Raw genomic sequence first — 25,808 nt, forward strand, 5'->3', positions numbered from 1 at the left:
ATCGAGCGCTGATATCCCCACGAAGGGCGCTGCTCGGTGGCCCGCCCGTCGAGCCAGCGGAAATCCCAGCCGTCGACCGGCGAAGCTTCGGCCTCGGCCACCAACTCCTCGAATGAGCAAGACACGCCGACGATCGTCCCAGCGTCAGCGGTAACAGTACGAGTCCGAAGAAGCGTCGCCGCCTTGCAGGCGGACCTGGTGCACCCGCAGGCCGCGGAAATCCTCGCCGTGCGGGAAGAACGACTCGTCCACCGTGAGTCCACCGGCCGGGTCGGCGTCCAGCTTGGCCATCCAAGCACCGACGCCGTCGGGATAGAACTGGTCGTCCCAAGCACCGTAGAGCGAGTTCGTCAGGTAAACGCGCCGCCCGTCGCGGCTGATCTCGACCATCTGCGGACCGCCGGAAAGCGGCGAAGCAGGTGCGGCAGGGTGCGGACGGCGGCCCACGATCCCGCCCAGGTGCACCGAACCGGTCTCCCGCGGCAGCGCGGGGTCGGTGACGTCGAACTGCTTGAGCTCCCCGGTCCCCCAGCAGGAGACGTAGAGGAACCGGTCGTCCACGGACAGGTCGATGTCGGTGATCATCGGCGGCACCGCGCCGAACGGTTTCAGCGCGGGCGGCAGCAGATCCGCATCGGCCGGTTCGGCCGGCACCGTGATGACCTTGTCCGCGGTCCACTGCCCGCCTTCGCGGTACCACCGCCACACCGAGGCGGACAGGTCCTCGGTGCTGATCACGACTCCGGCGAAGCCCCACTCCGCCTCGGGATCGTGCGAGGGCCGCAGCTCCAGCACCATCTGGTGCTGCTCGCCGAGATCGACCCGCTGCTCGTGCTCGCCAGTGCGCAGGTTCCAGAAGTGCAGTGCGTGACCGTACTGGTGTCCGAGCAACTGCTCCGGCACGAGCCCGTCCTCGATCATCGAGGGCGTGCCCCACTCGCTGCTGACTAGGGTGTTCCGGTTGAGGTGCCACCAGGCGTCATATGCGAAGTGCTGCGGTCCCCGATCGGTCTCCCAATTGCGCAGCACGTCGAACGTGTCGTGATCGAGCAGCGCGATGCCGCCCGGACCGTCCGAGCCGTTGGAACCGCCGAGACAGGTCATGAACACCCCGTCCGGACCGCAGTGCAGCGTGTGCGGACGGGAATAACCGGCTTTCGCGGCCAGTTCGGCGGCGGAGACCGTCTTGGTCAAGACGGGACTGCGCGGATCACCGGCGGTGTCCAGCACGTGCAGCTGCGAAGACCGCAAGCCCGGCACGATCAGGTACCGCCTGGACAACCCGTCCATGTCGTGGCCCTCGTGCTTGAGGGCGCTGCTGCACGCGTTCCAGCCGAAGTGGTGCAGCTCGTCGCCCTTGCCCGGCATGTCGGTCCAACCGACGACGCGGCCGTACCCGGCGGAGTCCGGGTTCACGTCGACGACCGTCATCGCGTCGGGCCGCTGCCCGGAACGGTCGAACGCCGCGACGTAGGCGAGCTGTTCGCTCGGCGCCGCGATGGCTTCGGCGGGACTGCGGTAGAACGTCGGATCGGTCATGCCCGGCCTCCCTGATATTGGGTTCCGTTCCGGGCATACACCCGCTGCCCGGCGGACGCGAACCGGTTCGGCCGATCATCGGCCGCGCACGTCCGCCGAGCAGCGCAGTGCTCAGGTCGTAGCAGTGCTCAGGTCGTCAAGGGGACTCAGGTCGTAGCGGGCTGTTCCTCGCTCCGAGCCGGTGCGAGCGACCCACGACGCTCCATCACGGCGGTGCCTGCGGCGCCCGCCAAACCGACCAGCAGCAACGCCAGCCACGGCACCCACCGTCCCGCCGGTGCGGCGAACTCGTCGAGCAGCGCTCCGGCCATCCAGCTCACGCCGGCCGCGGCCAAGCTGGAGACCAGGTAGTAAAAGCCGTAGTAGGTACCGGTCAGCCGCTCGCTGCCCAACTGCGGCAGCAGTTCCATCGCGAACGGGTTCGTCATCGCCTGACCGACCGTGAACAACACGGTGGCCACCACGACCGGCACGAACGCCACCACCGGCCCGGCGTGCTCCGGCAGCATCGGCGCAGCCAGCGAAACCGGCACGAAAGAGCCGCCCATGCAGCACAAACCGATGACGATCGAGCGGCCCGAACTCCACCGCCCGCGGCACCACTCGGTGATCCGCACCTGCCCGAACACGCCGATCAGCGTGGAGATCCCGAACACCACCGCGACCGACTGCGAGAACCCGGAAACGCGCTGCGCCTCCAGCGGCAAGGTCAGGTACAGCTGGTTGTAGAGCGCGAAGTACGCCGACAGCGACAGCGTGAACGCCACGAACCGGCGGTTGAGCACGACCTCGCGCCAGCTGCCGAGCACGCTCTGCTGCTGCTTCTCGACCTCCCGGTGCGGCAGCACGAACAGCTGCGCCGCGGTCAGCACCGCGAACGCCACGCACGCCACGAGCGCGATCAGCCGGAAGTCCACCGTCAGCAACAACGCGCCCAGCAGCGGCCCGACCAGCGTGCCCGCGTGCTGGAACACGTTGAACACGGCGAAGACCTCGGCGCGGCGCTCACCCGACTCGTGCATCAGGTAGGTGCGCACCGCCGGGTTGAACAGCGCACCGGCCAGCCCGGTCAGGATCGCCGCCGCGAACAACCCGGGCAGCGAGGTGAACACCGCGAACAGGCCGAACGAGACGATCCGCAGCGCACAACCCGCGATGATCATCGGACGGCAGCCCAGCCGGTCCGCCGCCGTGCCGCCGAGCAGGAACATGCCCTGCTGGCTGAGGTTGCGGACGCCGAGCACCAGCCCGACCACCGCGGCGCCGTAACCGAGCCGGTCGCTCATGTACGAGGCCAGGAACGGCATCAGCATGTAGAAGCCGACGTTGATGCCGAACTGGTTGATCACCAGCAGCTTCGCCGCCGGGGACAACCTGGCGAACGCGGCCCTGTTCATGACCGCTCCTGCCCGCAGACCGGGCACTCCGACCGTGCCGCTCGCCGGGTCCACGGATCCACCACTCGGTGCGACCTCCTCCATCCAACCGGACCGTCCACATCGGACGAGTCCACGTCCTGCGGTGCCACCGCCGAGCCGGTCAACCCGTGCTCGGCGCGGAAATCATCGTCGTAAATCGTGTGCCAGTAGCGGTGCGGACCATCCGGGAACACCGCCGCGACCCGGTCGGAATCCAGCTCCCGCGCACACCAGGACGCCACCAGCGCGACCGCGCCGGTGCTCCAGCCACCGGTCACGAACGCGTCCGCGGCCAGCGTGCGGCAGCCGTGCACCGCCTCCGCGGCGCCCACCCAATGCACCTCGTCGAACACGCCGTAGTCGACGTTGTCCGGGTGGATGCTGCTGCCCAGCCCGCGCATCAGCCGTTTCGCGGCGGGGTCGCCGAAGACCGTGGAACCGGCCGCATCCACCCCGACGACCCGTGCGTCCGGTCGGTGCGTGCGCAGCACCTGCGCGATTCCGGCGCTGTGCCCGCCGGTGCCGACGCTGCACACCACCGCGTCCACGTCACCGAGCTGATCCAGCAGCTCATGGCCGAGCTCGTGGTAGCCGGTGACGTTGTCCGGGTTGTTGTACTGGTCCGGCCAGTACGGATCAGGCAACGTGCGCATCAGCTCCCGCACCCGGTCCAGCCGGGCGCGCTGCCAGCCGCCGCGCGGATGTGGCTCGCGCACCAGCTCCAACCGGACGCCGTGGGCGCGCAGCAACGCGCGAGTCATGTCGTCGAGTTCGTCGTCGGCCACGATCACGACCGGGTGCCCCATGGCCGAGCCGACGCAAGCCAGCCCGATGCCGAGCGTGCCGCTCGTGGACTCGACCACGGTGCCGCCAGGCGCCAGCTCGCCGCGACTGCGTGCGCCCGCAAGCATCGAGCGCGCCGCCCTGGCCTTCATGCCGCCGGGCGCCGTTCCCTCCAGCTTCGCCCAAAAACCCGGGTGTGCGAACGAAATCGGTGTGCGCACCCGAAGCATCGGCGTGTTGCCGATGAGATCGATCGCGGACTCGCACCTCGGGGCCACCGGAGCTCCCGTCACGGTCACGTCCGCCCCACCTCGTAGCTGTAGAGCGTGCTGGAATCACCGGTGAGCCAGAAGAACGGATACGGCTCCGCCGACAACGCCTGCACCGGAGCGCCGAGCAGTTCGCGCAGCACGGCCGCTCCGGTCTGCGCGAACATCGTCAGCGGCAGGTTCCGGCGCAGGCAGCGATCGGCTATGTCGTCGAAAGTCCCATTGCCCAGCACCATTCCGGATGCGACCACGGCATCGGCGTCCGCCACCGCCCGCGCGTAGTCGTCCACGACCGGTTCGCCCCATTCGGTCCGGCCGCCTTTGAGATCGCAGGGCACGTAGTCGATACCGCGTTCCCGCAACGCCGAGAGCAACGAATTCACCACGCCGATGACCGCGACCCGGCCACCGTCCGGAACCCGGGTCAGCGCGGCGACGGCGCGAGCGCGCGCCATCGACTTCTCCAGCGAACTCCCAGCGGGAACCACGACTTGACGCGCACGCGGATCCGTCGCGTGCGGCGCGGCGAATGCCAAGTAAGCGTCCAGCGCGGCCACGCGGACGGCAGGTTCCGGGTGCGCCAGCAATTCGCGGACGCTGCGCCCCACGGCGTCCTGGACGACCTTCTCATCGACCGCTCCCGGCTCGACGGCGCAAGATCCCACCGCGGCGCCCACCCGGACGCTGACCACGGTGTTGACGTAGCCCGTGCTGCGGCCGGTGTGCTTGGCCGCCTGCACGGTCAGGAACCCGACGGCGGCGTGCGCCTCGGACGGGTCCGTTCCGGCGGCGACGGCGAACTCGCCGTCGAGGGCGCGCTGGACCACTGCGTCCAGGAATGAGGTGTTCGGCGTGACGGCAGCAGGCACGTGTCTCCCCGGGCTGCAAAAGGAAATGGCCGGATCAGCTCAGGACGAGCTGAATTCGCGAGACCGCACGCGGTGATCGGTGGGAAAAGCGCTGAACCGGCACGCTGCACCGAGCAGGAGCACCTGAAAACCTCCTCCGGGGCTCCGCGACCCCGAGCGAATCTCGCACGACGGCGCCAGTGTCCTGGCTCGTGGATCAGCGCCGCGTCTCCGGCCTTCCCACCGGAAGTCCGGCGGTGGCGTCGGTGGAGACCGGCTCCCCACTCACAGTGGCGGGACCGCGCCGGACTCGCACCGGCTTCCTACGCACCGTCGTCTGAACGCCTGAGAAGTTCGCAGCACACGGGTGCGCTGTCAAGGCCCGTGGTGCGCACGATCACGCACCGGACTTTCCGGCAGCGATTTTCAACGACGCGTGCAGAACGCGCTGACCAGCGCGTTGCGGATGTGCCTGCGAGGTGGCGAGCACCGTGGCGGCGGAACCGCCACGGGTGCGCCACACCGGGATCAGCGCAACGGCCTGTTCGGATCACGCCTCCTGCGGGCGGTCAGGAACAGGAACGATCCGGGACCGCTGGAATCCACGATGTCCAGCCCGGCCGCGGTCAGCACCGCGGAAAGCCGTGCGGGATCGAACGAGCGGATCCCGAAAACCTGCTCGTGCCGCCGTTGCAACCACCGCTGGAACGGACGCTGCGCCCATCGGAAACTGCTCACCGTGAACGTCCCCGCCGGGTGCAAGCAGCGTGCGACCTCGGCGACGACCTGCTCGACGTCCGGCAGCAGGTGCAGCGCGTCCGAACAGTTCACCGCGCCCAGGTAGCCGTCCGGGAACGGCAGCGCCCTGGCATCTCCCTCGGTGAACCGCGCGCCCGGTACCGCCGATCCGGCCGCATCGAGCGCGACCCGGGATAGGTCCAGTCCGACCACCCGGTTCGGGCCGAACTGCTCGGCCAGCACCCGCGTCCAGCGGCCGGTGCCACACGCCAGATCGAGCACCGGACCGGGCGCGGCCCGCAGGTTGCGCCGCAGGTAAGCGTCTTCGTCCCGAGTGGTCACCAAGTCTTCCCAGTTGCCGCCCAGCAGGTTCCGCACCGCGGGTCGGACGACGTCCTCGTAGTGCTCGGCCACTATCGGGTCGTGCTCCAGCAACTCGCGGTAAGCGCAACGGACGTCGGTCTCGGGCAGCGGCACCGAAAAACCGGCGAGGTCCGGCCATCCCACCGCGTGGTGGATCTCGTGTTCGGCCCGCGCCCCCAAGTACGCGAGCAGCGCCATAGTTTCCGATCGCCACAGTTCGGTCAGCTCCGCGGGTCCGCGCGGACGTTCCGGAGGCCGCTCGGGAGCGGGACGCCAGTGCACCGGCGACGGCCACGCGCGGCCCAGCCCGGCCACCGAGCCCGGCTCGCCCGGTCTCGGCGCGGTCAGGCACCGGCGCACCCTGCTGATGTCCTCCTCGTCCGCGCACCGGCAGACGGCGGGCAGGATGCGGCTTCGTTCCTCCGGAAGGTGCGCGAGCAGATGAAGCAGTGCGGCGCGCAGGGCCGGCTCGGTTTCGGCCGACAACAGCACCGAAAGGTGCGCTTCCAAATCCCCGCGGACGGCATCGCGCACCTGCTCGGCGAAGTGCGGGCGGGCGCGGTCCTCGCCGGCGAGCAACCCGAGCAGCAAGGCCACCCGCGCGCGGTTGGGATGCGGCCGTCCGGTGATCACTCCGGTCAGCCCGACCACGTCCACCGGCCCCGCCGAGGCAGGGTCGAACAGTTCCCGGACGAGCCGGGCGAACGCGGGATCGGCCCGCGTCGGGTCGTCGTCGGTCAGCGCGGCGCGCAAGCCGCAAAGCCGGCGGCCGCCTCGTTGCATCGGTAGCAGTGCCTCGTCCCGTTGCTCGCCCGTGCGCATCGCCTCGACTCCTTCCTGCTGTCGCCGGTGCCGCCTTGGCATCGCGTGGATTTCGTTGCGGCGCGGTGCGATTCGGTGCTCTCAGCTGCGCTGCTGGACGCACTGCGCCGGACGCGCCGGTACCGCACCGTCCGCGGAGGGCGAACCGCCGGGCGTCGTCGCCCAGGTCGGTCGATGAGGATTTCCGTTGCCGTGCAAGGGATCCGGACAGGGATGGTGCGCGACGGCGAGCACTCCGAGGTCCGGTCGTCGACGAATCGCACGGTCCCGGCCCACCGGCCCGGTACGTCCGGTGCTGCGGATGCCTTACGCGAGCACCGCGGCCGGGCCAGTGGTGTTCCGGCGGGCCGACGCGGCCGGCTCCGGGGGAACGAGGCAGTCCCGCGGCGGTCTGCCCACGCTCCATCATGGATCAGCGAGCCCGGCCGCGGCGACATCCGAACGCGTAATTCTCCCTACCCGCCTTGAGCGATCCGTCGAGGAAGCGAGATCACGGACGGTCATGGTTTGCGGATCGACGAATTGGGCTCAGGAATCGAGCATCCCTCGTTGGAGTGCTCTCCACGATCTTGCTTGCCCATCCACCCACGACGCTGCCAACATGGATCTCGAGCGATCACCACGGCATCGCATCCTTCGGGAACATCCGCCTCTTCGGCTGTTCGTGGAGTTCATCTCCGGACAATCCGTTGCGGCACAACGAGATTCCGCGATGTGCGTGGTGCACACAAGAGTTGAGGAACATCCGGGCGACAGGGCCTTCGCTCCAGCACGCACCGCCTGCCGCGACCTCCTTCCGGGCCACCACCGGCCGATCGTCCGCGCGACGTCTCCGCCGATGCGGCACCGGATTCATTGTCCATCGTGGACAGAGGACGCCGACAGGAGAAGCGGACATGCGCACGCCCCGAACCAGCCGCACGCACCGGCCCGGACTTTCCGGGATCGGCACGATCCCGACCGCCTGGGCTCGCCTTCGCCGACGATCCGGAGCCGACTGCAGCTTCCGCTCGATCACGTTGGGGGAAGCCCCGGCACGTCGCCGGTACCGCCAGGAGCTTCGAGCCGGCGCAAGACGGTCGCCGGACCTCCGAGGAGCGGGCGCAGCGATGCGGCTGTCGATCCCTGCCGCCCGGAGCAGCCCAGGGCCACCGCGAGGAGCACACCCATTCAGCCCTGTAGCCGCAGCGGTCGACCACCGCACGGAACACGCTGCGACAGCGGCCGCTGCTCCATGCGAGCGACCGCGGACCTCCCGTTCGAGTGCACCTCCCGCGGAGCTCTTGGCCACCCGATCGAGTTCTGGTTGCCTGCCTGACGCGAGATCATCTCCAAGCTGCGCCCCGCAGGGGCACGACCACCCACGCCGACCTACGACCCAGCCGGGACACCGTCGAACGGACCCCTCGCCTGGGCCGAACCCGAACCGAACCGACCGGCAGGTCGAAACCGCCCGGTGCGGCGGAGGAAGGACAGGTGCGCACGTGCAACCGTTCCAGCTGCCCGAGTTCTACATGGCTCATCCGGCGAGGCTGAACCCGCACCTGCAGCGCGCCCGGCGGCACAGCAAGACCTGGGCATACGAGATGGACATGATCGACGTCCCGCAGCAGGGCGTCCCGATCTGGGACGAGCAGGACTTCGACTCGCACGACTACGCGCTGCTGTGCGCCTACACCCACCCGGACGCCGACGGCGAAGCGCTCGACCTGGTCACCGACTGGTACGTGTGGGTCTTCTACTTCGACGACCACTTCCTGGAGCTGTACAAGCGGACCCCGGACATCGCGGCGGCCCGCGAGCACCTCGATCGGCTTGCCCTGTTCATGCCGGTGGACGGCGCGATCACCGAAGAACCGCGCAACCCCGTGGAACTCGGCCTCGCGGACCTGTGGAGCCGCACCGTCCCGGCCCGCTCCGCGGACTGGCGGCGCCGGTTCGCCGAGAGCACCCGCAACCTGCTCGACGAGTCGCTGTGGGAACTGGCCAACATCAGCCGGGACCGGCTGTCCAACCCGATCGAATACGTCGAAATGCGGCGCAAGGTCGGCGGCGCCCCGTGGTCGGCGAACCTGGTCGAGCACGCGGTGAACGCGGAGGTGCCTGCCGAGATCGCCGCGACCCGGCCGATGGAGGTCCTGCGCGACACCTTCGCCGACGCGGTGCACCTGCGCAACGACCTGTTCTCCTACGAGCGGGAAGTGCTCGACGAAGGCGAGCTGTCCAACGGCGTGCTGGTCTTCGAGCGATTCCTGGACTGCTCGACGCAGCAGGCCGCGGACGCGGTCAACGACCTGCTCACGTCCCGGCTGCACCAGTTCGAGCACACCGCGTTCACCGAGGTGCCCGCGCTGTTCGAGGAGCACGCCGTCGATCCGGGTTCCCGCGCCGGGGTGTTCGCCTACGTCAAAGGGCTGCAGGACTGGCAATCCGGCGGACACGAATGGCACATGCGCTCCAGCCGCTACATGAACGAGGACACCCGCGAGGACCCGGTGCCTGGTACCGACCCCACGGCTGACGGGCAGGTCCTGGGCGGGCCGACCGGACTGGGAACCTCGGCGGCACGGATCGCGGTGTCCCTGGCGCAGACGGCGCCGCAGCGGGCGCGCAGCTTCCAGCACGTGCCCTACGAGCGAGTCGGCCCGACACCACCGCAGAACATGCACATGCCGTTCACCGCGCGCTCGAATCCCAACCGGGAGCACTCCCGCGAGCACACCGTCGAGTGGGCGCACCGCATGGGCATGTTGGACGGGGTGGTGTGGGACGAGCGCATGATACGCGACTTCGATCTGTCGTTGTGCGCCTCCGGCATCCACCCGGACGGCGCGGCCGAGGAACTGGACCTCAGCACCGACTGGCTGAGCTGGGGCACCTACGGCGACGACTACTACCCGGTGATCTTCGGGCGCACTGGCGACTTCGCAGGCGCGAAAGCCTGCACCGAGCGGTTGCGGTCGTTCATGCCGGTGGACGACACCCCTCCCCCGCTGCCCGCCAATGCTCTGGAACGAGCCCTGAGCGATCTGTGGGTGCGCACCACGGCCGAGATGGATCTGGCGGCCCGCCGCACGTTCCGCCGGGCCATCGAGGTGATGATCGACAGCTGGCTCTGGGAACTCGGCAACCAGCTGCAGAACCGAATTCCGGACCCGGTCGACTACGTCGAGATGCGCCGCCGGACCTTCGGCTCGGACCTCACGATGAGCCTCTGCCGGATTTCGCACGGGTGGGCCGTGCCACCGGAGATCTACCGGACACGCACGATCCAGGCCATCGAGAACTCGGCCGCCGACTACGCCTGCCTGCTCAACGACGTGTTCTCCTTCCAGAAGGAGATCGAGTTCGAAGGCGAACTGCACAACGGGATTCTGGTGGTGCAGAACTTCCTGGACTGCGATCGGGAGCGTGCGGTGGGCGTCGTCGTGGATCTGATGAACGCCCGGATGAGCCAGTTCCAGCACGTGGTGGCCGAGGAATTGCCGACGTTGTTCGAGCAGCACGAACTCGACCAGGACGCGCGGGATGCCCTGCTGGGCTACGTCGAAGAGCTGCAGAACTGGATGTCCGGGATCCTCGTATGGCACGCCGGGTGTCATCGGTATGTGGAATCAGCTTTGCGGCACCAGCCGGCAGCGGCACCGGTCGCCGCAGCCACGGTGCTCGGCGGGCCCACCGGACTGGGCACCTCGGCAGCGCGAATCGCCGCCGAACTCGGCACCGCTGCGGGCTGACGAGCCGCTCCGCGTCGTCGTCGAACCACAGCGTCGCGACCGGACTTCCCGCTCTCTCATCGGACCGGACACATCGACCAGCCATCGGAGGTTGATCAGAAGTACCGGCATCGGCCGTTGATCTTCGCGATTTTCCCGACCCGCTCTGCGAAGTGATCTCGGCGGTCTTTGCCGAACCCGACTGCGGACGTTGAACCGGGCCCGGTCGTGCGGCGATCGGCGCGCACCCGTCGCGACCGGGCCCGGGAGCACGAAGACGTCATCAAGACAGTGCGCTCTCCCAGCACCACGACGTGCCGATTGCTGCGGCGTCCTTTCGCGCCCGCTCACCAGCCTCATCGGGAGACTGTGTCCGTACGCGCGCGTCCGTACGCGCGCGTGCGGGAAACGCTCGCTCACGGCCCTGGCGGCGACGCCCGAATTGCATTAAATCAGTCGTTTGACTTATCGACATCGGTACGAGTTAACTGGTCACCCCAGTCGTCTCCGGAGGAGTCGTCGTGAGCTCGGATGCCGAAGGCGCGCCGAAGTTCGCGACCGCCGCGCACTCCTGCCCGGACCGAGCGGTGGTCGAGCCGCAGATGGCGCGCAAGGCGCCGCCGCGGCGGCTGCCATCGTTGGAGTTGCCGGCGGCGGGCCACGATCGACCTGCCGGCGGCGGATCGCAGGAAGTACCGATTCGGTGGTGACCATGACCCGCAAGACCGCCCGTGCCGAACGCGCCGACGCGACCAGGGAGCGGATCCTGTCCGCGGCCGAGCGGCTGTTCGCCGAACACGGCCTGTTCGCGGTTTCCAATCGCCAGGTCAGCGAGGCGGCCGGGCAGGGCAACAACGCCGCGGTGGGCTACCACTTCGGCACCAAGACGGACCTGGTGCGCGCGATCGTGCGCAGGCACAACGACGACATCGAACAGCGGCGGCTGGGCCTGGTCGAGTCGGTGGGCGAGTCCACCGAAGTCCGGGACTGGGTGGCCTGCATGGTCCGCCCGACCACCGAACACCTCGCCGACCTGGACGTGCCCGCCTGGTACTCCCGGTTCTGCGCGCAGGTGATGACCGATCCGGGCTTCCGTTCGATCATGGTCGAGGAGTCGCTCGGCGCACCGTCGCTACACCGGGCCCTCGCGGGGCTGAACCGCTGCCTGCCCGACATGCCCGCGGACGTGCGGGCGGAGCGGTTCGACATGGTCCGGCAGCTGATGGTGCACATCCCTGCCGAACGCGAGCGCGCGCTCGACGAGGGCACCACCACTCCCCGCGCCACCTGGTACGAGGCGGCGACCGGGTTGATCGATGCGATCACCGGATTGTGGCTGGCTCCGGTCAGCGCACCCCGGTCCGCGACTTCCCGGGCCGGCGACGGAGAGCACGCGTGAAAGTCACCGCAGACGAGCGCAAGTCCTGCGGATCCGGACAATGCGTGCTGCTCACGCCCGAGGGGTTCGATCAGCGAGACGACGTCACGCTGCTCGCCCCGAGCCCGTCGAAGAACAGCACGAATCGTGCGCGAAGCGGCCGACGTCCGCCCTGCGGCGCCATCGAGGCGCACGGTTAACGGGCGGCCGGTGCGCTCACCGCACGCACGGCAGCGGCCCGCAGCCGCTGACCCGACCCGGCTGAAAGCATCAGCGTGCAGCCGAGCTCAGGACATCGGCATCGTGTAGCAGACGGCGGTGCCGCTCAGTGCCACCGTTCCGTCGTCGCGGGTGACCGACACGTCCAGGTGCGTGATCGGCTTGTCCTCGCGGACTTCGGTGATCTCGACCCGGCCGGTGATCCGGTCTCCGGGACGCACCGGTGCCTGGAAGTCGAAGCGGGTGTTCAGGAACACCGATCCGGGGCCGGGCAGTTCTTCGGCCACGACCGCGTTGAGGATCGCGCTGGTCACCCCGCCCTGCACCACGATGCCGCCGAACCTGGTGGCCGCCGCGGCCTGCTCGTCGTAGTGCAGCGGATTGCGATCCCCGCTGATTTCGGTGAACCGTTCGATATCGCGGTCGGTGACCTCCCGCGAGAGCTCTGCGCTGGCGCCCACCTCGGGCGCCCCCTGCGGCCAGCTTGAACCCATCGCCGTTCCTCCCGATCGTCACTCGTTCACCCCGGAACCCTGCCCGGTAGTCCTTGCGGTGGCGCATACGGGTCATGTTCGGGCGAGCACGTCGCGCGACCCGGTGTAATCCCGCACCGGTGCCGATCATGGCTGCTAGAACTGCGCCGGGGGCACGATCGACACCGCCGAGATCGAGACTGGGGGACCGGAAGTGGACTTGAACGGGAATCTGCGTCGGATCGCGCTTTTCGCCGGTCACAACAGCTTCGAGGTACGCGACTCGCACGCGGGCTATGACTTGGCGGGTATCGACGACACCGCGAACGACCTGCAACGGGACCGGATCTCCAGCCGCGACGGGGTGGTCAGCGTGGGGACCGCGCGCCGCCGGCGGGTGCCGGTCGTGGTGGAGATCAGCGCGCACGCCCCCGCCGACGACCTCGACGGCTGGGATCACGTCGCGGAAACCAGCGTGGACGTCGACAGCGGGCGGATCCTGGTACTCGGCGGTTCGGAGAGCCAGTGCGGTGCGGCGCGGTTCGACCTGCCCGCCGGTACCTACCGCGTCCGCGTCTACAGCGAAGGGTTCGCAGCGTTCGACGAGGACGCCTACCGCGTCGTGCTCTGGCCGGGGCGCGCCCGCGCGACGACCGTGCTCAAGCGCGTCACCGGCGAACCGGCAGGTGGGTGAGTGACCGGCCGACCGGGGCGGAGCGTGCCGCGGCGTACATTTGACAGGTGCGGGCGCCCGGCGGCGCCGCGCATCGCGACAGTCCGACCACCGGTTCCGCCGGCCGCAGCACCGAGAGAGTTGATCGGGTGAGTGCCCCCACGGTGACCTCGCAGACCCGCGACGAGGGGCACTCCCGCCGACTCCGCATTCCGGGCGCCGCAGGCTGGGTGCGGACGGGGGTTTCGGTCGCTTCCGGCATCGCCCTCTACGCCGCGAACCCGCCGCGAGACCTCTGGTGGCTGGCCCCGCTGGCGTTCGCGCTGTTCGCCGGGACGGTGCACGGTCGCCGCGGCCGCGCCGGGTTCGGCCACGGGGTGCTGTTCGGCGCCGCCTACATGCTGCCGCTGCTGGGCTGGATCCAGGACTTCCTCGGTGCCCAGTTCGGCCCGTGGCCGTGGCTGGGCGTGGTCCTGGTGGAAGCCGCGTTCTTCGGACTAGCCGGTGCCGGGATGGCGCTGGTGAGCAGGCTGCCGGGTTCGGCGGTGTGGATGGCGGCGGTGTTCGTGCTGGCCGAGTCCCTGCGCGGCAGCTTGCCGTTCGGTGGATTCCCGTGGGGACGGCTCGCGTTCACCCAGCCCACCGGTGGGCTTCTGCCACTGGCCTCGGTAGGCGGAGCGGCGCTGGTGACGTTCGCGGTCGCGCTCGTCGGCTGCGGACTGGCCGAGCTGGTGCTGCGGGCACGAGACACGCGCAAGCGGCTCATCGCCCCCGCGGCAGCCGTGCTCGTGCCGGTGATCGCCGGCATGTCGCTGTGGCCGACGGTCGGCACCCAGCCGCAGGCCGGGACGGCGCGAGTGGCGCTGGTGCAGGGCAACGCGCCGAACATCGGCCTGGATCTGCTCTACGCCGACGACACGCTGCACGACAACCACATCCGTGGTGCCCGGCAGCTCATCGCCGACGTGCAGACCGGGCGCGTCGCCCGCCCCGATCTCGTGCTGCTGCCGGAACAGGTCGGCAACTGGGGACCTACCCGCTACGACCCCGAGCTGAGCCAGATCACCGACCAGCTGGGCGTGCCCGTCGTCGCCGGCGGGTTCGCGGTGGATCGGGACGGCTCGTTCCGCAACCGCATCGTGCAGTTCGACCCGGGCAGCGGCGCGGGCGCGGAGTACGCCAAGCAGCACCTCGTCCCGTTCGCCGAGACCATCCCGATGCGCTCGGTGGCCCGCCTGGTCAGCCCGTTCGTGGATCGCTTCCAGCAGGACATGGTCCCCGGTGCCGGGCCGGGCGTGCTGGATTCCGGACCGGTCCGGCTCGGCGTGGGGCTGTGCTACGACGTGGCTTACGACGACGTGTTCACCGGAGCGGCACGGCAGGGCGCCACGCTGCTGGCGGTTCCGACGAACAACGCCTGGTACGGGCATTCCGAGATGAGCTGGCACCACCTGGCCATGTCCCGGTTGCGCGCGGTGGAGACCGGGCGGGCCGTAGTGGTTCCGGCGACCAGCGGCGTCAGCGCGATCATCCGGCCCGACGGCGTGATCGCCGACCGGACCGGCCAGTTCACCGCGCAGAACGTCAGCGGCGAGGTGCCGTTGCGCACCGAGCGCACCATGGCGACCTCGCTCGGCGGCGCCCCCGGGTGGGTTCTGTCCCTGCTCGGAGCGGGTGCGCTGGTAGCCACCGGCCTGCGTCGCCGCCGCAGCGCCAACGCGCAGCCCGGCGGTGACGATGCGCACCCCAGCGGCGACGACGAGGCGCAGCCCGGCCGCAGTGACGATGCGCCGCCCGACCACAGTGACGATCCGCGGCCCAGCCGCAGTGACATTGCGCGGCCCGGCCGCGGTGACATTGCGCGGCCCGGCCGCGGCGACGACGAGAACTGACTGGCACACCGGTCACGCGAGCGGTCCCTGGGGGACGCGCGTGACCTCGAGGAGGAGCGGATGACGAACCGGCACGCCCCGGATGGGAAGGGAGTGCCCGGCACGACCCTCGTGGTTGTCCCCACGTACAACGAGCGGGAAAACCTGGAGCCGATCGTGCAGCGCCTGCACGCGGCACTGCCAACGGCGCACGTACTGGTCGTCGATGACGGCAGCCCCGACGGCACCGGCGACCTCGCCGAACGACTCTCGGCCTCCGACGAGCGGGTGCACGTGCTGCACCGCGCGGGAAAGTCCGGCCTCGGCGCCGCCTACGTCGCCGGTTTCCACTGGGCGCTGGACCGCGACTACGCGGCCGTGGTGGAGATGGACGCGGATGGCTCACACGCCCCGGAGGACCTGCCCAGGCTGCTGGCGATGCTCGGTGCGGACGGGGCGGGCGCCGACGTGGTGATCGGCTCCCGCTACGTCACCGGGGGGCGCGTGCTGAATTGGACCTGGCAACGCCAGTGGCTCTCGCGTGGCGCGAACATCTACTCGAAGCACGCGCTGGGCGTGCCGGTCAACGACAGCACCGCCGGCTTCCGCGTCTACCGCAGGGACGTGCTGGCCGCGCTTCCGCTGGAGGACGTCGCCTCGCAGGGCTATTGCTTCCAGGTCGACCTGACGCTGCGCGCCGTGGAAGCCGGGTACGTCATCGTGGAAGTTCCGATCACCTTCAGCGACCGCGAATTCGGCGACTCCAAGATGAGCGGCGACATCGTGCGCGAAGCCCTGCTCCGGGTGACCCGCTGGGGCGTGCGCCGCCGTGCCGCCCAGCTCTACGAGCTGTTCAACCCGCAACGCTGATCGGTGCCACCGCGGCGCGGACCGCACAGCACACGAAAACGCCTGGGCACCCCCGCACGGGGCTTGACCCAGGCGCTCGATGTGCTCGCCCGCGGCATCGCGGGCGCAGCTAGTGCTACTCAGGCGGAGTGGCTGCGCCGACCCCGCAGCACTTCCAGCCGCTCGTTGAGCAGTTCTTCCAGTTCCGGAATGCTGCGGCGCTCCAGCAACATGTCCCAGTGGGTGCGCGGCGGTTTGGCCTTCTTCTGCTCGGGCTCCGAACCATCGATGATCTTCGACTCGGTGCCGTGCAGGCGGCACTCCCAAGTCGGCGGGATCTCGGCGTCGTCGGAGAACGGCACCTCGAACTCGTGGTCCTTGGAGCAGGCATAGCGCACCGTCCGGCGCGGTGCGAGGTCGTGATTGCGGTCGGTCTCGTAGCTGACCGCTCCGAGCCGGCTGCCACGCAGAACGCGATCGGCCATGACGGTTCCTTTCCTTCGGCCCGGCGCAGGTCCGGACGGGTTGTGCTCACCGAGTGCAACGACGGACGTCCCGCTGCCTGTTCCCGGCGCAGGGATCCATGTCGCGGTCGGTGACGTTATTCACTCGTCAACGAGATCGTCCCCTCTAGAGATCCATCGGGCCGCGTTCGCGACGTGTTATCCCTCGCGCAACCTAGAGGTCGATCTGAACGGGTGATAGTGCCAGAGCAGCTATCACTTAGGGCAACTTAACCAGCACTCTGTAGCAGGGATTGGGGGCGAGATCACGTGCCGCTCCGACACGAGCCCCGCCACCTCGATCACGTTATGTAGCCACCCCCTCGGCAGTGAGCTCGCGACACTCCGTACTGGCATATTCCGATGTTGCCGATGACGATAACCGAGCGCATCACCGACATGGCGGAACCTGACGAGTAGTTCAGGGGCGGTTCACAACCGTTCCGGAGCCGTGTTGCCGACCGCCTCGATGGCCCGGCGCACCGGCACCAGCGACACCAGCACGAGCCCGACCGCGAAGAACACCACCAACGAGACGATCGCCAGCCGGAACGAGCCGGTGGCCTGGCCGACGCCGGCGAAGACCAGCGGGCCGAGCCAGGACGTGGACCGCTCACCGACCTCGTAGAGGGAGAAATACTCGGCCTCCTTGCCCTCCGGCACCATCTGGCTGAACAGCGAGCGCGACAGCGCGTTGGTGCCGCCGAGCACGAGACCGATGCCGACCGCCAGCCCGTAGAACTGGAACTGCTGACCGGACTGCACGAAGTAGGCCGCGGCCAGCACGACGATCCACACCACCAGGCTCACCAGGATGGTCTTCTTCGCCCCGATCCGACTCGCCAGCACGCCGTGCAGGACGCCGCCGACGAACGCGATGAACTGCACGATCAGGAAAGTGATGATCAGCGACTCCTGCGGCAGCCGCAACTCGAGATCACCGTACTGGGCCGAGACCTGGGTGACCGTGGCGATGCCGTCGGTGTAGATCATGTTGGAGCCGAGGAACGCCAGCGTGAGCGGGAACGCCCGCGCCTGGCGCAACGTCCCGGCCAGCTGCCGGAACCCGGCGGTGATCACCGCGACGCCGCGCTCATCGCCGGTCGGCTCGTCGTTGCCGTGCACCGGCTGGCCGCGCAGCGCGGCCAGCGGCAGCAGGGTGAACACCGCCCACCAGACACCGGCGGAGACGAAGATCCACCGAACCGCCGCGCTCTCGCTGAGCCCGATCGCGTCGTGCCCGAGGTAGAGCAGCAGGTGCAGGGCGAGCGCGCAGCCACCCCCGAGGTAGCCGAACGCCCAGCCGCGCGAGGAGACCCGGTCGCGCTCCTCGGTGCTCGCGATCTGCGGCAGGAACGAGTAGTAGACGACCACCGAGGCGCCGAAGCAGATGTTCACGGCGATGAACAGCACGATGCCCAGCCGCCAGTTCGAGCTGCCGACCAGCCCGAGCAGGGAGGTCGCCAACGCCCCGCCGAAGGCGAAACCGGCGAGCATGGTGCGCTTGCCGCGGGTGCGGTCGGCGATGGCGCCGGTGATCGGCAGCACCAGGACCTGCACGACGGTGGCCGCCGACAGCAGGTAGCCCCACAGCGAACCTGCCGGGAACACCAGCCCCAGCACCGAGACGTCGCAGTGCACCAGCGAGTTGCCGCCGGGGCACGCACCGGGGCCGTTGCGGGCGAGGTCGGCGGTAGCGGACTCGGTTGCCACGCCCGTCAGGTACAGCGAGAGGAACACCGTGGTCACCGACGTCGGGAACACCGAGTTGGCCCAGTCGTACCAGCACCATCCCCGCTGCTCGCGGCGCCGGCCCGCGGTGTCCGGCGCGAGACCGCCCAGCACGCTCATGCCTCTCCGTCCAAGTGCTCACTCGTTTGGGGGTAACGGGGACTGTATCGGCCGCCGATCAGGCTCGGCCCGCGGTGCGCCGGTCATGATCAGCGCACGGCGTCGCAGCAGGTCACGGCTGATCCGGAGCGGAGCGCGGCTGCCTGGTCGAGGCGCTCGCGTCCCAGTCGGCGCCGAGACGTTCGCGCAGCACCTCCCGCAGCAGCTCCGGCCGGTCGGTGACCAGGCCGTCGACGCCGAGATCCAGCAGTTCGCGCATCCGCGCGGGCTCGTCGACCGTCCAAGCGTGCACCTCCAGTCCCCAGCGGTGCGCCAGCCGCACGAACCGCGGGTCCACCACTCGCAGCGAGCCGTGTCGCGGCGGCACCTGCGCGGCCCATCCGGCGACCCTCGATCGCAGCCCCCAGCCGCCGTAGCGCGAAGCGCTCCACAACGTCGCGGCGGTGCGCTGCCCCATCGAGGTAAGCAGCCGCTCATCACCGAGCCGCCGCAGCTCGCGCAACCGGCGGTCGTCGAACGCGGCCAGGCACACGCGGTTCCAGGCGTCGTGCCGCCGCAGCACCTCCAGCACCGGACGCACCGCGGAGTCGTGCTTGACGTCGACGTTGAGCAGCGCCTCGGGCAACTCCTCCAGCACGTCGTCCAGCCGCGCCACCGGCTCGCGACCGCCCACGCGGGCCGCGCCGACCGCCGACCACGGCAGCCTGCGGATCGTGCCGCGGCCGTCGGTGGTGCGGTCCAGGCTCGGGTCGTGCGAGATCACCACGACCTCGTCGGCGGTGGCGTGCACGTCCGTCTCGATGTAGCGGTAGCCCTCGGCGACGGCGCGGCGGAACGCGCTCAGCGAGTTCTCCATGCCGTCCAGATCACCGAGGTGCCAGCCCCGGTGCGCGAAAGCGCGTGGCCAAGGACCGTGCAGGAACGGGTGGGTCACTGGGACTCGAGTCCTTTCACGAACCATGGGGCGGGCGATCGCAGCGCTCCCACTCTGCCCGACGACGTGGATCTCGGAGAACCCGCACCGGCGTGGCATCGGACCGACCGCCATCCGGCGGGGTTACCGTTACGCGCCGTGGAGAGCCTGTCCGCGAAGGATCCATCCGCCCGGCGTCCGTCCGGACGCCAAGACCGGCACTGCGCGTGGTGCGGCCGCCGGATCGCTTCGGCCGGACGGCAGGGCAGGCCCCGGTTGTACTGCACGCAGTCGTGCCGCCAGCGGGCCTACGAACGCCGGGGGGCGGTGCAGCGCACCGGTCTGCCGGAGGATGCGGTGGTGCTCTCGGCGGGTGAGGTCGCGGATCTGCAGGACCGGTTGTTCCAGTTGCGCTGCGCCGCCGAGGACGTGGGCACCGCCGCGGAGGACGGCGCGGATGCCGAGGAACTTCGCAAGATGGCCGCGCAGGTCGTCGCGGTGGCCACCGAACTCGAACGGATCCGCTGAGGCGGAACGGGATCCGGGACCGAGCACGGTGTCCCTCGGCTCGCCTGCTGATCTCGCGCACCAGCTCGATCGCACGGCCGGTGCCTGCTCGCTGTGGCCGCAGCGACGACCCGGCGAAGGCGCCACATCCGCGGTGACGGTCGAAATGCGCCGCCGGAAGGTTCGTTGTTGAATTGCGCATCAAGGTGGCTCGGGACGGAAATCGTCGAACGCGACGCATTATCCGGACTCCACGGACGTGCGACGAACCGCTCATCATTTCCGGTTGTCGAATTGCTCGGACATGGACGAATGAGCACTCAGAGTGCGCATCGATCCGAAGATCCACTCTTTGCGGTATTCGCCCTTGCGCGAGGATGATCGTCGCGGCCAATCTGGAGGCACTGACCGAACCGTCGGCCCGCCACCGACCCGCCGAAAGGCACTCACCGCCGAGCAGCGGCGGCGCGGAAACTTCCCGGGCAGCAGTACCGCGACGGGCGAGCACCACCGGCTCACCGGCCGATTCGGACAGCACTGGGAAGAACTGCGCGGGAAGCGGCACCGAGGACCAGTCCTTCTCGGTCCGCAACCGCGCGCGGTGCACTACGCGAAAGGTCCGAGCACCGATGACCACTGGTACCGACACCGGGACACCGCCCTACGCGGATTCCTCCATCAGCGAGCTGCTCGCCGTGCCCACCGCCGAACGGAACGACGAATGGCTGCGCGGCGCATTGCAGGCCGCCGTGGAGCTGGAAATGTCCACCATCCCGCCCTACCTGTGCGCCCTGTGGTCGATCAAGGCTCCGGAGGATCCGTCCTCGGCGGTGGCGGCGGAAACGCTGCGGCACATCGCACTCGACGAGATGTTCCACCTCGCGGTGGTGAACAACCTGCTGGTCGCCGTCGGCGGACGGCCCCGGCTGCGCGGCCGGGCGCCGACCTACCCGGGGCCGCTGCCACGCGGGATCGTTCCGGGCTTGGTGGTGCATCTGCAGGGGCTGACCAGGGGATCCGTCGGCGACGTCTTCATGGGCATCGAACGCCCCGAAGACCCGCTCGCCCGCGACTACGACACGGTCGGGCTGTTCTACGGGGCCCTCATCGAGAACTTCCGGCACTACACCGGAACGTTCCGGCCGGAGAACCAGCGCGAGATCTCCTTCGGCGGGCACGCACTGCCGATCGTGCACACCACTGAGCTGGCGATCGACCTGCTGGAACAGGTCAAGGAAGAAGGCGAGGGCACCGCGACCAACCCCCTGTACGGCGACGAGCTGGCGCACTACTACCGGTTCGGCGAACTCGCGCACGGCAGGCGGCTGGTGCGGATCGGCCCGGGCGACGAGTGGGCTTGGGCGGGCGCCGAGGTGCCGTTCCCGGAGTGGCAAGTCGACGTGTACCCGATGGCCCCGCTGCCCGGCGGCGGCTGGCCGGAGCCACTGCCGGAGGAGGTGCAGCGGCCGCTGCGGGCGTTCGGCCGCACCTACGCGGAGGTCCTCGACCAACTCGAACAGGCGTGGAGCGGCAACGAGCAGGCGCTGCCCGATGCCATCGCCGCGATGCGGCGTCTCCAGCAGCCTGCGCAGGAGTTGATGCACCAGCCCTACCGCGGCGGTTCCTACACCTACGGCCCGGATTTCCGACCGGTCTCCTGAACGCGGAAGGGCCAGCGCTCAGGTGTCGGACCGCTGCTGCGAGATCGCTTCCGGAGTAGCGCCGTTCGGGGTCGCGGGACGCATCAACCTGGCTGCTCATCGGCCACCGGCAGCAGCAAGGTGAACATCGGCGGCGTCGCCCGGCTCAGCCGCAGTCGTCCGCCCGCGGCTTCCGCCAGCCCGCGCGCCAAGGCCAATCCGATGCCGTGCCCCGAGGACTCACCGCGCTGCACGAACGGATCCCTGCCGGGCGGGACGCCGCGGCCCTCGTCGGCGACGTCGATGGCGAGCGCGCCGTCGGCGTCTCGCGCGGTCATCGTCACGGTGCCCGCACCGTGCGTCGTGGCGTTGTCCAGCAGGACGGTGAGCACCTGCCGCAGCGTCGCGACCGAAGCGTTCGGCCGGACGGTGCCGCCTGCGTGCACTTCGAGCCGCCTGCCCTGCGCGGTCAGCAGCCCGTTCCAGCCTTCGCGCAGTTCGGCGAGCAGGTCCGGCACATCCGCAGGCGCGGTCACCGGACCACCGGCCCTGGCCAGCAACAGCAGATCGTCGATGGTGCGTTCCAGCCGGTCGGCGGCTTCCACGCTCGATCGCAGCGCGGCATCGGGGTCCTGCTCGGGATCGTCGAGCGCGAGTTCCAGGTGCAGCCGCAACCCGGCCAGCGGCGTGCGCAGCTGGTGCGAGGCGTTCGCGGAGAAGGCCCGTTCGCGGGCGACCAGCTGGCCCAGCCGTTGCGCCGTGGTGCCCATCGAAGTCGCGACCGAGTCGATCTCCGGCACGCCGGCGGGTGCCGGGCGAACCGAGAAGTCGCCGTCGCCGAGCCGTCGAGCGGCACCGGAAAGCTCCTCCAGCGGCCGGGACAACTTGCCCGCGATGACGTGCGAAACCAGCCAGGCCACGAGCACCGCGAACAGCGCCAGGCCGGCCATGGTCAACCAGGTCAGCACCGTGCGCAGCAGCACTTCGCGATCGGAGGTCACCGCGCGCACGACTCCGACCACCTTGCCCCGGTCGGCCACCGGTACCGCCACCACCAGCGAATCCTCGTCGGAGCCGTTGATCAGCCGGCCGTCGCCGGCGGCCGCGCGCACCGCACGGTCTGCGAGCGCCGGCCCCTCCCCGACCTGGAGGCGCCCGTCCGGCGAGTACAGCGCGACCCTGGTCTGCTCGCCCGCGTCGGGCAGCGTCAGCGGCTGCTGGTGCCCGAACAGCTCGTCGGCCGCGGAGAGCGCGGCGGACTCGGCGGCCTGCTGCAGCTCGGCACGCGCGTCTTCGGCGAAGTACCGCTCGGCGCCCACCGCCAGCGGAAGGCCGAACAGCACGGTGGCCAGCACTGCGGCCAGCACCGTGAGGGTCACGATGCGTCTACGCACGGTCCTGCCTCTCCCGGGGCGACATCCCGCTCGTGGTGCTCGATCGCCGGGGCCCGACGCTCGGGGCCTTCTTACCGGAGCCTCCGCCCGCACCGCGGCAGCCGGTGGCGTGTCGCCGGGTGGGCGGATCGGCACGTTGCTCGCGCAAGGCAACGAGTTCACGCGCCGGTGTCGGTCGTCGGCGGGACGATGTGGGCATGTGCCGAAGCATCAGAACTCTCCGCCCGCCGTTCGTCGAGCAGCTGACCGAGCAGGACGTGCAGGCGGCAGCGCTGCAATACGTCCGGAAGGTCTCCGGGTTCCGCAAACCGGCCGCGCACAACGCGGCGGCGTTCGACAAAGCGGTCGAGACGATCACCGCGGCCACCGCCGAGCTGCTGGAAAGCCTCGAAGTGCGCGGTTCGCGCGGAAGCCGACCCGCTCAGGAACCGGTCGAGCCCGCTTCCAACGCCAGCAGCGAGCGCTTCGCCTCCGGCCCGCCGAGGTAACCGCCGAACGAACCGTCCGAGCGCACCACCCGGTGGCACGGCACGACGACCGGCAACGGGTTGCGCGCGCAGGCGGTGCCGACCGCGCGCACCGCCTTGGGGCTGCCTGCTGCGGCGGCGACCCGGGCGTAGCTGGCCGTCTCGCCGTAACCGATCTCCGGCAGGTGGGTGAGCACCGCCCGCCGGAAACCGTTGGCCAGCCGCAGGTCCAGCGGCAGTTCGAACCGGCGCCGCCGTCCGGCGAAGTACTCGTCGAGCTGCTCGCTGGCCGCCTCCAGCCGCTGCGGCGCGGACAGCACCCGCGGGCTCACGGTTTCGGCCAGCGACTCGAGCACCGCCGCATGGCCTTCACTCGCGTAGGCGACCCGAAGCAGTCCTTGCTCGGTCGCGGCGAGCAGCAGCGGCCCGACCGGGGTGTCCAGCGTGCGGTAGGCGATGTCCAGGACGCCTTCGCGCTCGGCTCGCGCGGCCAGCTGCGCGCGGAGCCGCTGCGGGACCTCCGGCGGAGTTGCGAACGGTGCGGTCATAGCGCTTCTCCTTCCGCGACCGGGTAATTGCTGCGCAGCTTCGCGATGCCGTCCGCGGCGGCGCGGCGGGCGGCGTCCGCGTTGCCGCCGATGATCGCGGCGACCTCGCGGTAGGGCAGCCCGGCCAGGTGGTGGTAGGCGACGGCCTGCCGTTGCCGGTCCGGCAGGTCCCGCAGCGCGTGCCACAGCTCCGGGTCGGGGTCGCGCGGAATTCCTTGCGTGCTTGGCCGTTCCGGCACGTGCTCGACGCTGACCGGACGCCGTGCCCGCGCGCGCAGCGCGTCGATGGCCTTGCGATGCGCGATCGTGACCAGCCAGGCGCGCACGTCGGCGTCGGCGTCCAGCCGCGGGTAGGCCCGCAGCGCCGCGAGGAACGTCTCCGACCAGGCGTCCTCGGCGTCGGCCGGGCCGAGGACGGCTCGGCACACCCGCAGCACGACCGCGCCGTGCTCGCTCACCACCTGCTCGAACGGCCGCATCGGATCAGAACAGCCTGCCCGCGTCCGCAGGCGCCGGTTCCTCCAACGCCAGCAGGTAGCGCTTGCGCTCCAGTCCTCCCGCGTAGCCGGTGAGGGTGCCGTCCGCGCCGATCACGCGGTGGCACGGCACGATCACCGATATCGGGTTGCGGCCGTTGGCCGCACCCACGGCTTGCGCGTAGTTCACGTCACCGAGCATCCGGGCCAGCTCGCCGTAGCTGCGGGTCGCGCCGTACGGGATTTGCCGCAGCAGCTCCCACACCTTCAGCTGGAACGGCTCGCCGCGCGGGGCCAGCGGCAGGTCGAACTCGGTGCGCGTTCTGGCGAAGTATTCGTCGAGCTGGCGGCGCGCCTCGTCCAGCACGAGTGTCGTGCCGCGCTCGCCGAGTTCTTCCGGGGCGTGCCTGCCGTCGGCGTAGTGCAGCGCCGTGAGGCCGTCGTCGCCCGCGACGAGCAGCAGCTCCCCCATCGGCGAGTCGATCAGCGTGTGCTTGGTGCTCATCGTCGGCTCCTGTCTGTCGCTTACCCACTATGCAGACGTCTCGGGCGCCCGGAACGTGAGACCGGGCGGCGGTTCCGGCCACCGCAGTGTGGCTTGCGGGCTGCTGACCGCTGAGCTGGGCGGTCCGCAGCGCGGCCGCGCCCGCCGACGGCGCCGGGGACGGCGACGACCGGCTGGAATACTCCTGACCATGACGACGGCACCACCAGCCCGCCCGGCCAAGCGCGGCAGGCCCGGCTACGACCTGGAGTCCCTGCTGGCGGTGGCGGTGCAGCTGTTCAACGAACGCGGGTACGACGGGACCAGCATGGAGGACCTCTCCCGCAAGCTCGGCATCAGCAAATCCGCGATCTACCACCACGTGCCCAGCAAGGAGGAACTGCTGCGGCTGGCCGTGGACCGGGCGCTGGACGGGCTGTTCGCCACCGCCGCGCTGGCGCGCGAACTGCCGGGCAGCGCGCTGACGCGGCTTGAGCACCTGGTCCGCGGCAGCGTGCTGGTGCTGGTCGAGCGGCTGCCGTTCGTCACGCTGCTGTTGCGCGTGCGGGGCAACACCAAGGTGGAGCGGACGGCGCTGGCGCGGCGGCGCGAGTTCGACCAGCTCGTCACCGACCTGGTGGCGGAGGCGGTGCACGACGGCGAGCTGCGCCCGGAGCTCGATCCGGCGACCACCAGCCGCCTGCTATTCGGCATGGTGAACTCGTTGATCGAGTGGTACCGGCCGCAGGGCGGCTCCGGCGGTGAGGAGCTGGCGGAGGCGGTGGTCGCGGTGGCGTTCGACGGGCTGCGGGTGCGGCCGCAGAATCCCGAGTGACGGCAACGATTTTCAACAGCTCGAGGTCGGATTCCGGAGGTGGGGGCCGGATTTCCCGGCCCCCACCTCCGCCCCCAAGGGGAAAGCGGGTCGGCGGCCGGTTCGGGGTCTCCGGCGCCGGTCGCGGCCGCGTGCGCGCCGATTCGGGGTCAGGCGCAGCGGCGGATCCAGCGATCCGCTTTCCGCATCGGCAGATCGTCGCTCCGGGACTGTCCACTCGCAACACGCAAC

General features: G+C 70.1%; 23 protein-coding genes, 2 pseudogenes and 1 riboswitch. Of the genes and pseudogenes, 11 read left to right on the forward strand and 14 right to left on the reverse strand.

The genetic code is table 11. The features are described from left to right. The 6 genes and pseudogenes from IJH84_RS04080 to IJH84_RS04105 all read right to left on the reverse strand — a co-directional run. A pseudogene (locus tag IJH84_RS04080) lies at nt 1-125 on the reverse strand (SAM-dependent methyltransferase); the annotation flags it as partial. 19 nt (nt 126-144) lie between these two features. Then, the gene (locus tag IJH84_RS04085) at nt 145-1,539 is read right to left on the reverse strand and encodes a selenium-binding protein SBP56-related protein (protein ID WP_295140344.1); all 1,395 of its coding nucleotides are present in this window, start codon (nt 1,537-1,539) and stop codon (nt 145-147) included. Between the two features lie 146 nt (nt 1,540-1,685). Beyond that, on the reverse strand, nt 1,686-2,936 hold the full coding sequence (locus IJH84_RS04090) for an MFS transporter (RefSeq protein ID WP_200069536.1): 1,251 nt from the start codon (nt 2,934-2,936) through the stop codon (nt 1,686-1,688). Further along, the gene (locus IJH84_RS04095; protein ID WP_295140347.1) at nt 2,933-4,039 is read right to left on the reverse strand and encodes a PLP-dependent cysteine synthase family protein; all 1,107 of its coding nucleotides are present in this window, start codon (nt 4,037-4,039) and stop codon (nt 2,933-2,935) included. The genes IJH84_RS04090 and IJH84_RS04095 overlap by 4 nt, the downstream gene beginning before the upstream one ends. Then, complete coding sequence (locus IJH84_RS04100; protein WP_295140350.1) at nt 4,036-4,878, reverse strand: hypothetical protein; 843 nt, start codon at nt 4,876-4,878, stop codon at nt 4,036-4,038. The genes IJH84_RS04095 and IJH84_RS04100 overlap by 4 nt, the downstream gene beginning before the upstream one ends. 156 nt (nt 4,879-5,034) lie before the next feature. Next, a riboswitch (cobalamin riboswitch) is annotated at nt 5,035-5,219 on the reverse strand. 166 nt (nt 5,220-5,385) lie between these two features. Further along, entirely contained in the window at nt 5,386-6,780 is a 1,395-nt protein-coding gene (locus IJH84_RS04105; protein ID WP_295140352.1) for a class I SAM-dependent methyltransferase, read from the reverse strand. A gap of 1,484 nt (nt 6,781-8,264) precedes the next feature. Here IJH84_RS04105 and IJH84_RS04110 point away from each other — a divergent pair. From IJH84_RS04110 to IJH84_RS04125, 4 genes and pseudogenes are all read left to right on the forward strand, one after another. Next, entirely contained in the window at nt 8,265-10,517 is a 2,253-nt protein-coding gene (locus tag IJH84_RS04110) for a germacradienol/geosmin synthase (protein WP_295140355.1), read from the forward strand. Between the two features lie 500 nt (nt 10,518-11,017). Continuing rightward, a complete protein-coding gene (locus IJH84_RS04115) occupies nt 11,018-11,206 on the forward strand; it encodes a hypothetical protein (RefSeq protein WP_200069539.1) in 189 nt (62 codons plus the stop codon). A 2-nt stretch (nt 11,207-11,208) separates the two neighbouring features. Next, nucleotides 11,209-11,895: a TetR/AcrR family transcriptional regulator gene (locus IJH84_RS04120; RefSeq protein WP_295140361.1), complete on the forward strand. Its 687-nt coding sequence runs from the start codon at nt 11,209-11,211 to the stop codon at nt 11,893-11,895. After that, nucleotides 11,892-11,978, forward strand: a pseudogene (locus tag IJH84_RS04125) (ferredoxin); the annotation flags it as partial. The gene IJH84_RS04120 and the pseudogene IJH84_RS04125, both read left to right, overlap by 4 nt. A 183-nt stretch (nt 11,979-12,161) precedes the next feature. Here the strand turns inward: IJH84_RS04125 and IJH84_RS04130 are convergent. Continuing rightward, nucleotides 12,162-12,587 carry a MaoC family dehydratase gene (locus tag IJH84_RS04130; RefSeq protein WP_200069542.1) on the reverse strand — a complete coding sequence of 142 codons (426 nt, stop codon included), beginning with the start codon at nt 12,585-12,587 and terminating at the stop codon, nt 12,162-12,164. Nucleotides 12,588-12,786: 199 nt separating this feature from the next. Between IJH84_RS04130 and IJH84_RS04135 the strand changes: the two genes are divergently transcribed. The 3 genes from IJH84_RS04135 to IJH84_RS04145 all read left to right on the forward strand — a co-directional run bounded on the left by IJH84_RS04135 (nt 12,787) and on the right by IJH84_RS04145 (nt 15,980). Then, on the forward strand, nt 12,787-13,260 hold the full coding sequence (locus IJH84_RS04135) for a hypothetical protein (RefSeq protein WP_295140365.1): 474 nt from the start codon (nt 12,787-12,789) through the stop codon (nt 13,258-13,260). Between the two features lie 128 nt (nt 13,261-13,388). Continuing rightward, nucleotides 13,389-15,131, forward strand: a complete 1,743-nt coding sequence (lnt, locus tag IJH84_RS04140; RefSeq protein WP_295140367.1) for an apolipoprotein N-acyltransferase — start codon at nt 13,389-13,391, stop codon at nt 15,129-15,131. Nucleotides 15,132-15,191: 60 nt separating this feature from the next. Next, a complete protein-coding gene (locus IJH84_RS04145; RefSeq protein WP_295140370.1) occupies nt 15,192-15,980 on the forward strand; it encodes a polyprenol monophosphomannose synthase in 789 nt (262 codons plus the stop codon). 119 nt (nt 15,981-16,099) lie between these two features. On the opposite strand, the gene IJH84_RS04150 is transcribed toward IJH84_RS04145, so the two are convergent. The 3 genes from IJH84_RS04150 to IJH84_RS04160 all read right to left on the reverse strand — a co-directional run bounded on the left by IJH84_RS04150 (nt 16,100) and on the right by IJH84_RS04160 (nt 19,274). Beyond that, entirely contained in the window at nt 16,100-16,444 is a 345-nt protein-coding gene (locus tag IJH84_RS04150; protein WP_200069545.1) for an RNA polymerase-binding protein RbpA, read from the reverse strand. Between the two features lie 450 nt (nt 16,445-16,894). After that, nucleotides 16,895-18,313, reverse strand: coding sequence for an MFS transporter (locus IJH84_RS04155; protein ID WP_295140374.1), 1,419 nt, complete (start codon nt 18,311-18,313; stop codon nt 16,895-16,897). 112 nt (nt 18,314-18,425) lie between these two features. Beyond that, nucleotides 18,426-19,274, reverse strand: coding sequence for a glycerophosphodiester phosphodiesterase family protein (locus tag IJH84_RS04160; RefSeq protein ID WP_200069547.1), 849 nt, complete (start codon nt 19,272-19,274; stop codon nt 18,426-18,428). A 120-nt stretch (nt 19,275-19,394) separates the two neighbouring features. Between IJH84_RS04160 and IJH84_RS04165 the strand changes: the two genes are divergently transcribed. Both IJH84_RS04165 and IJH84_RS04170 read left to right on the forward strand, forming a co-directional pair. Beyond that, on the forward strand, nt 19,395-19,754 hold the full coding sequence (locus IJH84_RS04165; RefSeq protein ID WP_295140404.1) for a hypothetical protein: 360 nt from the start codon (nt 19,395-19,397) through the stop codon (nt 19,752-19,754). Between the two features lie 608 nt (nt 19,755-20,362). Next, nucleotides 20,363-21,394 carry a ferritin-like protein gene (locus IJH84_RS04170; protein ID WP_295140378.1) on the forward strand — a complete coding sequence of 344 codons (1,032 nt, stop codon included), beginning with the start codon at nt 20,363-20,365 and terminating at the stop codon, nt 21,392-21,394. A gap of 83 nt (nt 21,395-21,477) precedes the next feature. On the opposite strand, the gene IJH84_RS04175 is transcribed toward IJH84_RS04170, so the two are convergent. Then, nucleotides 21,478-22,767, reverse strand: a complete 1,290-nt coding sequence (locus IJH84_RS04175; protein WP_295140381.1) for a HAMP domain-containing sensor histidine kinase — start codon at nt 22,765-22,767, stop codon at nt 21,478-21,480. Nucleotides 22,768-22,964: 197 nt separating this feature from the next. On the opposite strand from IJH84_RS04175, the gene IJH84_RS04180 reads away from it, so the two are divergent. Then, the gene (locus IJH84_RS04180) at nt 22,965-23,255 is read left to right on the forward strand and encodes a DUF2277 domain-containing protein (RefSeq protein WP_200069550.1); all 291 of its coding nucleotides are present in this window, start codon (nt 22,965-22,967) and stop codon (nt 23,253-23,255) included. Here the strand turns inward: IJH84_RS04180 and IJH84_RS04185 are convergent. From IJH84_RS04185 to IJH84_RS04195, 3 genes are read right to left on the reverse strand one after another with little or no spacing between them, the layout of a single operon-like run. Beyond that, nucleotides 23,189-23,782 (reverse strand): methylated-DNA--[protein]-cysteine S-methyltransferase, encoded by a 594-nt coding sequence (locus tag IJH84_RS04185; protein ID WP_200069551.1) that lies wholly within the window; start codon nt 23,780-23,782, stop codon nt 23,189-23,191. The two genes, IJH84_RS04180 and IJH84_RS04185, sit on opposite strands and share 67 nt — an antisense overlap. Then, entirely contained in the window at nt 23,779-24,261 is a 483-nt protein-coding gene (locus tag IJH84_RS04190) for a sigma-70 family RNA polymerase sigma factor (protein ID WP_295140386.1), read from the reverse strand. The genes IJH84_RS04185 and IJH84_RS04190 overlap by 4 nt, the downstream gene beginning before the upstream one ends. Nucleotides 24,262-24,265: 4 nt before the next feature. After that, the gene (locus IJH84_RS04195) at nt 24,266-24,763 is read right to left on the reverse strand and encodes a methylated-DNA--[protein]-cysteine S-methyltransferase (RefSeq protein WP_295140389.1); all 498 of its coding nucleotides are present in this window, start codon (nt 24,761-24,763) and stop codon (nt 24,266-24,268) included. Between the two features lie 190 nt (nt 24,764-24,953). On the opposite strand from IJH84_RS04195, the gene IJH84_RS04200 reads away from it, so the two are divergent. Further along, nucleotides 24,954-25,577, forward strand: coding sequence for a TetR/AcrR family transcriptional regulator (locus IJH84_RS04200; RefSeq protein WP_295140392.1), 624 nt, complete (start codon nt 24,954-24,956; stop codon nt 25,575-25,577). Nucleotides 25,578-25,808 lie beyond the last annotated feature (231 nt).

This window comes from Saccharopolyspora sp., assembly GCF_017434145.1.
Lineage (GTDB): Bacteria > Actinomycetota > Actinomycetes > Mycobacteriales > Pseudonocardiaceae > Saccharopolyspora_C > Saccharopolyspora_C galaxeae.

What these genes read in the sequence shown, in the direction of transcription:
- IJH84_RS04085 (WP_295140344.1), bottom strand. Translation starts at nt 1,539, where the DNA reads ATGACCGATCCGACGTTCTACCGCAGTCCCGCCGAAGCCATCGCGGCG.
- IJH84_RS04090 (WP_200069536.1), bottom strand. Translation starts at nt 2,936, where the DNA reads ATGAACAGGGCCGCGTTCGCCAGGTTGTCCCCGGCGGCGAAGCTGCTG.
- IJH84_RS04105 (WP_295140352.1), bottom strand. Translation starts at nt 6,780, where the DNA reads ATGCGCACGGGCGAGCAACGGGACGAGGCACTGCTACCGATGCAACGA.
- IJH84_RS04120 (WP_295140361.1), top strand. Translation starts at nt 11,209, where the DNA reads ATGACCCGCAAGACCGCCCGTGCCGAACGCGCCGACGCGACCAGGGAG.
- IJH84_RS04130 (WP_200069542.1), bottom strand. Translation starts at nt 12,587, where the DNA reads ATGGGTTCAAGCTGGCCGCAGGGGGCGCCCGAGGTGGGCGCCAGCGCA.
- IJH84_RS04145 (WP_295140370.1), top strand. Translation starts at nt 15,192, where the DNA reads ATGACGAACCGGCACGCCCCGGATGGGAAGGGAGTGCCCGGCACGACC.
- IJH84_RS04150 (WP_200069545.1), bottom strand. Translation starts at nt 16,444, where the DNA reads ATGGCCGATCGCGTTCTGCGTGGCAGCCGGCTCGGAGCGGTCAGCTAC.
- IJH84_RS04155 (WP_295140374.1), bottom strand. Translation starts at nt 18,313, where the DNA reads ATGAGCGTGCTGGGCGGTCTCGCGCCGGACACCGCGGGCCGGCGCCGC.
- IJH84_RS04160 (WP_200069547.1), bottom strand. Translation starts at nt 19,274, where the DNA reads ATGGTTCGTGAAAGGACTCGAGTCCCAGTGACCCACCCGTTCCTGCAC.
- IJH84_RS04170 (WP_295140378.1), top strand. Translation starts at nt 20,363, where the DNA reads ATGACCACTGGTACCGACACCGGGACACCGCCCTACGCGGATTCCTCC.
- IJH84_RS04180 (WP_200069550.1), top strand. Translation starts at nt 22,965, where the DNA reads ATGTGCCGAAGCATCAGAACTCTCCGCCCGCCGTTCGTCGAGCAGCTG.
- IJH84_RS04185 (WP_200069551.1), bottom strand. Translation starts at nt 23,782, where the DNA reads ATGACCGCACCGTTCGCAACTCCGCCGGAGGTCCCGCAGCGGCTCCGC.
- IJH84_RS04190 (WP_295140386.1), bottom strand. Translation starts at nt 24,261, where the DNA reads ATGCGGCCGTTCGAGCAGGTGGTGAGCGAGCACGGCGCGGTCGTGCTG.
- IJH84_RS04195 (WP_295140389.1), bottom strand. Translation starts at nt 24,763, where the DNA reads ATGAGCACCAAGCACACGCTGATCGACTCGCCGATGGGGGAGCTGCTG.
- IJH84_RS04200 (WP_295140392.1), top strand. Translation starts at nt 24,954, where the DNA reads ATGACGACGGCACCACCAGCCCGCCCGGCCAAGCGCGGCAGGCCCGGC.